6 protein-coding genes and 2 pseudogenes are annotated in these 6,356 nt (G+C 59.3%); 2 read left to right on the forward strand and 6 right to left on the reverse strand.

Annotated elements, in window-relative coordinates; genetic code table 11:
• A pseudogene (locus JWR14_RS24710) lies at positions 1 to 184 on the reverse strand (IS110 family transposase); the annotation flags it as partial.
• Between the two features lie 510 nt (positions 185 to 694).
• Here JWR14_RS24710 and JWR14_RS24715 point away from each other — a divergent pair.
• Positions 695 to 2,173, forward strand: coding sequence for an alkaline phosphatase family protein (locus JWR14_RS24715; RefSeq protein WP_299713432.1), 1,479 nt, complete (start codon positions 695 to 697; stop codon positions 2,171 to 2,173).
• Positions 2,174 to 2,747: 574 nt separating this feature from the next.
• On the opposite strand, the gene JWR14_RS24720 is transcribed toward JWR14_RS24715, so the two are convergent.
• Positions 2,748 to 3,008, reverse strand: coding sequence for a hypothetical protein (locus JWR14_RS24720; RefSeq protein ID WP_299713435.1), 261 nt, complete (start codon positions 3,006 to 3,008; stop codon positions 2,748 to 2,750).
• A gap of 4 nt (positions 3,009 to 3,012) precedes the next feature.
• On the opposite strand from JWR14_RS24720, the gene JWR14_RS38625 reads away from it, so the two are divergent.
• Positions 3,013 to 3,555, forward strand: coding sequence for an EamA family transporter (locus tag JWR14_RS38625; protein ID WP_366144593.1), 543 nt, complete (start codon positions 3,013 to 3,015; stop codon positions 3,553 to 3,555).
• A gap of 136 nt (positions 3,556 to 3,691) precedes the next feature.
• Here JWR14_RS38625 and JWR14_RS24725 read toward each other — a convergent pair whose 3' ends face one another.
• The 4 genes and pseudogenes from JWR14_RS24725 to JWR14_RS24740 all read right to left on the reverse strand — a co-directional run.
• Positions 3,692 to 4,054 carry a response regulator gene (locus JWR14_RS24725; RefSeq protein ID WP_299713438.1) on the reverse strand — a complete coding sequence of 121 codons (363 nt, stop codon included), beginning with the start codon at positions 4,052 to 4,054 and terminating at the stop codon, positions 3,692 to 3,694.
• A 170-nt stretch (positions 4,055 to 4,224) separates the two neighbouring features.
• Positions 4,225 to 5,172, reverse strand: coding sequence for an HPP family protein (locus tag JWR14_RS24730; protein WP_299713441.1), 948 nt, complete (start codon positions 5,170 to 5,172; stop codon positions 4,225 to 4,227).
• Between the two features lie 340 nt (positions 5,173 to 5,512).
• Entirely contained in the window at positions 5,513 to 5,920 is a 408-nt protein-coding gene (locus JWR14_RS24735; RefSeq protein ID WP_299713444.1) for a GFA family protein, read from the reverse strand.
• 132 nt (positions 5,921 to 6,052) lie between these two features.
• Positions 6,053 to 6,356 (reverse strand): annotated as a pseudogene (locus JWR14_RS24740) (low affinity iron permease family protein); the annotation flags it as partial.

Genomic DNA, 6,356 nt, shown 5'->3' on the forward strand with positions numbered 1-6,356 from the left:
TGTTGTTCGATCACGTCCAGCACGGCTTGCAGGCGGCGGCCTGGGGCTGCGCGACCGTGTGCACCGCCGGCTTCTCGCGCCGGCCGTCGTGTAGCGCGAGCTTCCACTTCGCCGCAGCAAGCTCGAGTGACACCGCCAGCACCGTTTCTTCACCACCCGTCGTGAACGTCTGATCCGTGCGCATGATGTTCTCCTTTGAACAGGACTCGACACGCTGATTTTACGTATCAGTTTGCCGACGACCCGCCTGCATATAGGATCTCTTCAATCAAGCCGTGCGCTGACTCTTTCGGCTTCAGCGCAGCCTTCGTGACGTTTTATAGTGGCCGTTCGAGGGACGAGCCGCCGTCAAGCGAGCCCCGGAAGGAAGTGGCGTAGGGATGAAACCGTCCGGCGTCGGTGCGACTGAATCGGCGCGGGCTTCACGCATCGCTTAAAAGCTGCGCTTCACAAGCCCTGCAACACGTGCCTGGTCGGAAACGCGCGCCGACCCAATTTTGTTTCGCGAAATACCGCCCTTGTTCGGCGCTGCGAGGCGCCATTCTCCGCGGCAAAAGTTGGGGCGGGCCCCTGCAGAGTCGGGAACGCTATGTGCTGATAGCCGCTGGTCACTCGCCGCGACCTCACGCGCTGGATGCACATGCAGGTCGTCGCGTCCCACTCCGCCAATAGAAAACACCCACAGGAGATTGTCATGAGTGATCGTCCCTCCAATCAGCCCGATCCCATCCGCCGTCAGATTCTCGCTGCGCTGGCCAGCTCCGTCGCGTTGTCCGCATGCGGCGGCGGAGGCGGAGGTGGGAGCGGCGGCACGGGGCCGGCAAACCCCGTTATCGGTCAGATTCCTCCCGATCGCGCCAACCTTCCGCGTCCTGTGCTGCCCGACCCGACCACGTCCGGTATCGATCACATCGTCCTCGTGACGATGGAAAATCGCTCGTTCGACCACATGCTGGGCTGGGTACCTAATGCCGAAGGACTACCTCCGAGCCGCCAGTTCATCGATGCCTTCGGCCATACCCAGACGCCCTTCGCGCTTGCGTCGAATGCGGCGTTTGGTTTTCAGGCCTGCGGCTATGCAGATCCGGACCACGCCTATGACGCCGGGCGCGTGCACCTCGCCAATGGCGCAATGAACGGTTTCTTGCTCACCCCGAACACGAGCTTGACGCGCGGCGATATCCTGCCCGTCGGCTATTTTCAGCAAGGGGACATGGACTTCTATCGCGGTGCGGTAGGCCAGTACGCCGTGTGCGATTACTACATGAGCGGCATCCTCGGCCCCACCTTCCCCAATCGCGTGTATCTCCACAGCGGCGAGACCGACCGGCTGAGCGACACGGACGATACGTCGACGCTTCCGACCATTTGGGACCGGCTCGACGCGAAAAACGTCTCGTCTGCGTATTACTTCCACGACGTGCCGTTCACCGCGCTTTACGGAACGCGTTATGTCGGCCGCTCGAAATTGATGGCCGAGTTTCTTGCCAATGCCTCAGCGGGCACGTTGCCTTCGTTCTGCATGGTCGACCCGAGTTTCGCCGGCGAGGTGAACGGTACGTCCAACGACGATCATCCTCACGCCGACATCCGCAACGGCCAGGTGCTGCTCGGCCAGATCTACGACGCATTGCGCACGGGCCCGGCGTGGAACCGCACGCTCATGATCATTGTTTACGACGAATGGGGCGGCTTCATGGAACATGTGGCGCCGCCGGTGAAACCGGTGTCGGCGTCGGAGCAGGCGCTCGGCAACGACGGGCGACTCGGTTTTCGCGTGCCTTGCATGCTGCTCGGTCCGCGTGTGCGCGCGAATGCGGTATCGCGGTATCCGTTTGATCCTAGCTCTATTCATCAACTGCTCGCGTGGCGCTTCGGCCTCGATCCGCTCGGTGTGCGAGCAAGCGATGCGAGCACGTTCAACATGGCTTACGCACTCGATTTCGCGGACCCCGCGCGCACCGATGCGCCTGCTATCGCGGTAACGCAAGGCACGTTCGGCACCGCGTGCTCGCTGGCGGGAGCATTGGGGGTGCCGGGTCTCGGGTCCATCGACAATGGGCAGGTGAACGGCGCGCCGTCGGCCAAGTCGATGGTGACCACCGACGAGGGAGGTCGGTTTGCCGATCTGCGTACGAAGGCGACGGCGCTCGGCTTCCCGGCATCGCCCTAGGAGGGGAATGGGGAGCCATGTTCCCCGCCACATCAACCCCTCGGTCTTTCGGCGCGGAGGCGATGGTAACCAGGCGAACACCGCCTGGCGTCCTGCTCAAGCCAGTGAGCGCTCCGTCTTGATTTGATGACGCTTCAGTCCGGTACAAAGCGGTTTCTAGGCCCTGCGTGAGCAGACTCGTTAGCGATACCAACTGCAGCGCGACCAGCCACCGAGTGGCCGTGTGCGTCTGCACCTATTCCGGCGAACAGGAGCTCCTATCCACTCGCTCAAAAGCGGAAGCGGCAACCGGTGGATATCCCGGAAAAATTCCGATCACCCATTTTTACGCAAAGGGGCCTACTTGGGATGCAAGCGCATTGCGTGCGGCAAGCCGTGAATGTTCAAAACCCTTGGCTTCTGGCGCGACGATGCTGCACAACGAACTAAGGAGGGCATTAAAATCGGCCATAAGCGGCAGTCGACACCAAACTTTAGATCACCGACAATTGTCGCCGGAGACCGATGCCTGCATCGCCGGGCCGGCAATGAATGGCAAAAAGAAACGACTTCGCACACGCCGTTCAGGGGGCTATCAATTGCGTAACGTTGGACCGGTGCTTTGCCTCGGCGCGATGACAATCATGCAGTTCGGCATGGCGCTATCAGTGTCGATCGTCAGCAGTGTCGGACCAGTGCACGCATCTTTTTTAAGGTTTGCCGTCGCGGCAGCTTTGATCGTCGTGATCGTTCTCGCCTCAGAACCAAAGTCACTCATCAAATCTATTTCCGGCTCTTCCATTGCACTGGGGGTCTGCATGGCGGGCATGGGGATATTTTTTGCGATGGCAATCATGCGGATGCCGCTCGCACTGGCAACAGCCGTCGAGTTCCTGGGACCTCTATCGGTTGCTGTCCTCGCGGGGGGCCGATTCAGGCATGCTCTGATTGCAGTGGTAGCCCTATCCGGTGTGCTGCTGGCTCTCTCGGTACACACGGCTTCTCTCAGCCCCAGCGCCATTTTTCCTGCTTGCGCCGCTGCTGCGTGCTGGGCCGGATACATTCTTGCGTCACGCCGCGTCGGAAGCACCACGCGCGGCTTACACGGGCTTGCGGTGCCACTGTCGATTGCAGCGGTATTGTCGTGGGCAGCAAGCTGGTTCGAGCGTTCGACAGGTGGATTAGGTGTCGCGTCATCCGTTTCGTTGGTCGCAGTCGCTGTAGCGTACCCGCTTCTGCCATATGTGTTGGAGATGGCTGCACTTCGGAGAAGTTCATCCCACCGGTTTGGAATCTTGACGAGCGGCGAGCCGGTTGTCGCTTTGGGGCGTCGGGCTGGTTATGCTGGGACAGTCAGTGGCGCCCTCGCAGGTTGTGGGCATCCTAGTTATCGTCGCTGCTAATCTGCTGGCTGTCGCGCACAACGTAGCCTTGCCTCGCGCCTGGCATCGGTCGGCCAAGAGCGGACGGTTAACGTAACTCGACAAATCTCACTTTCGCGCCCACGTGTTTTGGTGGTCATGTTCGGCCGTTGACGCATCAATCAAGCAGCCCCTGCAGGAGCCGCGATATTGAAGCAAGAATAGTTTCTATCGCAACTGGTTTTTTCCAAGCCTCATCCCAAGCAGGCGCACCGTAGAAATTTTCGTGCTCGGCGCTGGCCAAAATCAACGGAACTGCGAGGAACCTTGGGTCGCGCCGAAGCAAATGGCAAAACTCCACTCCGCTCATCCCGGGCATCGATAGATCTGTAACGATCAAGTCGGGTCTCATCTTGTCGGCCGCGATCAGGCCGGCTTCTCCACTGTCGGCGATATCAACCCAATAACCTTCCGCTCGCAAAAGGCGTCTCCATGCCGTCAGAATCCCATGATCGTCGTCTACTATTAAAATGGTACTCATGAACGACGTACCTTTCCTTGACATGACCCATGGGTCGGCTCGCGTTGCTTGCGCGCTGATAGCGTAACAGGTGAAAATCTCGAAAAGATATCGATATGCTCGTATTTACGCAAAGGGGCCTACTTTGGATGCAAGCGCATTGCATGAAGGCTTAGCCGTGTTCCTCCTGTTCATACCGATCGCGTTTGGCCCATGAGCGACGTGCGTGCGATCAGGAATGTTGCTGTCAAAGCGGTTGAGCCAACAGCAACGGCGGCTACAAATGTCCAATCAGGGTGTGCAATTACTTGTGGCAGCAAGCCAATTGCCAAAGCCGGCGGCAGATGAAGCCTCGCGATGCGCAATGCCACGATTCCTGCAATAAGCGCGATAGTTACGGATAGGGGACCAAATCCAAAGGCTGACACTGCTGCAACGCCTACTGCGGCGACAAATGTGCATGCCACAGGCAGCGTGAAGGGGCGCCGTGCCCAGGGGCAAACGTCGGCATGCGCAAACATTTCAAAAGCGATGACCACGAGCGGCGGGAACAAGATGAGCCGATTGCCCGTAACGAGAGTAATTCCGTAGGTTAGCAACAGAAATCCTACGAAGACGGGAAGCCACACATATCCTGTCGGGACGCTCTCCAACCTGTTATCGATGTCGTGCGACCGGACGGGCCGCAGGGCTTCAATTCGAGCTGCGAATAACCACCGGTAAGAGACGATAAGAATTGCCAGCGTACCGGTGACGGCTGCGATCGAAGCTGGGTACGCCCAACTGGTAACGCCAAGTGCCAGCGGCAGAAACCCCGCGGATATGGCGGGCGCGATTGGTGAGCGCAGAACACGAAGCAGCACCATAGCGCTTCCGATACAAAGCACCACCGAGACAATTCCGAATGGAAATTCGCGCGTGATCGCTATGCCAACTATCGATGCTGCCGTTGGAGTGAAGGCCAGCATAGCGGGAGATCTCGCCCAGACACCCGAAGGACGCGTGAAAACATCGTATGCCAACGCGCCCAGTTCGGGGAAGAGAACATAGGCTGTTCCGGTAGCCAATGCGATCTTTGATATTCCGGCGAGCAAAAGGAGAGCGGATAACGCTCCAATATAGACGAAGCTGGTGGGCATGACATTGGGCCAGTGGCCAGTATCGGGGCGGTGCGGCTGTCGCATAGAGCAGCCATGCTGCGCGGCGAGCCCCTGTGGTTTTTTTCGACTTGAGGAGCGCATTCTAGCCGAGACAATGCTGATCTGCTCCCCCGCCGCGTTGTCCACCCGCTGCCGGGAGGCCGGTTTTGATGAGCTCGGGTGTCGGTAACGGCTCGGGTGCGGCCGGCCGCATCGGGCGCGGCCGGGCCATTTTCTGACATTCGCGATGCGCACGAATTGTTGACATTCGCGACGTCACAGGTGTGATAAGCGGAAACCGGCTTCAGCTAAATTCGGGCTCGAAATTCAGTTCCTTGGGTTAATCGTCCGGCGACGGAGGCAGACCTTCGACGTGCTGCGCCCAAGGAAGTGCTGACCCACACCAAGCCTGCGTTTGGGGAGGAATCTGCGCTCGCTGTTTTACCGCACCAAGGCGCAGATTGTATTGAGTGGGATTGTCGGAAGCCGCTGAATAAATTGGCGTGCCGCAATCGGCACAGAAGGCCTGAGAGCGCTTCGCGCCGGATTCGGCTGTCTTAACGTAGATCTTCGGCTGCCCGCGCAAAATACGAAAGTGCTCGGCCTTAGCGGGGACGCTAGCGCGAAAAGGCGATCCAGAAAGCGTCTGGCAGTCGGTGCAATGACAAAGCCCTGCCGCTTTGGGATCGACGATGGCCTCGTAAGCTATTGCGCCGCAATGGCACCTACCCTCAATTTCCATTTCCATAGTTGTCTCCGGGCAAGGGGTGTCCATTCCATCTGGGCCACTTTCGGTCATTCGCTTGCCGCCTAGAAAAGCGCCGGCCAAGGTGTTGACGCTCATCGAGCGGATGCGCGCCGCAGTCGGACAGCGCGTTTGCTAGCCGCGTAGCGGCTCGGTTCCCGGCTTGCCATCGCGATTGGCATCGCCTCGGCGCTCGTCATCATCGTCATCATCGTCATCGTGGTTGTCGACGAACGGCGAATCGGTGTCGCTGCCGCCGCACGCAGCGCGGTGCGCGCTTCATCCGCCAGTTTTTCGTAGTGTTTTCGGAAGCGGCTCAGGTCTTTTTCCTCGAGTTCTTCGAGGTCGAGAAGCGCGTTATGCGCACCTTTCATTGCGCGGATCAGCTCGTCGAGTTTGATCTGCATCGCCGCCGTGTCGCGGTTCTGCGTGTTCTGGA

Origin of the sequence: Caballeronia sp. (assembly GCF_028292365.1) — a bacterium.
Taxonomy (GTDB): Bacteria; Pseudomonadota; Gammaproteobacteria; order Burkholderiales; family Burkholderiaceae; genus Caballeronia.

Excerpts from the sequence above, each read along its gene's own strand:
- JWR14_RS24730 (WP_299713441.1), bottom strand. The coding sequence starts at position 5,172 with ATGCCCACCAGCTTCGTCTATATTGGAGCGTTATCCGCTCTCCTTTTG.
- JWR14_RS24725 (WP_299713438.1), bottom strand. The coding sequence starts at position 4,054 with ATGAGTACCATTTTAATAGTAGACGACGATCATGGGATTCTGACGGCA.
- JWR14_RS24720 (WP_299713435.1), bottom strand. The coding sequence starts at position 3,008 with ATGATTGCCATCGCAAAAAATATCCCCATGCCCGCCATGCAGACCCCC.
- JWR14_RS24715 (WP_299713432.1), top strand. The coding sequence starts at position 695 with ATGAGTGATCGTCCCTCCAATCAGCCCGATCCCATCCGCCGTCAGATT.
- JWR14_RS38625 (WP_366144593.1), top strand. The coding sequence starts at position 3,013 with ATGCCGCTCGCACTGGCAACAGCCGTCGAGTTCCTGGGACCTCTATCG.
- JWR14_RS24735 (WP_299713444.1), bottom strand. The coding sequence starts at position 5,920 with ATGGAAATGGAAATTGAGGGTAGGTGCCATTGCGGCGCAATAGCTTAC.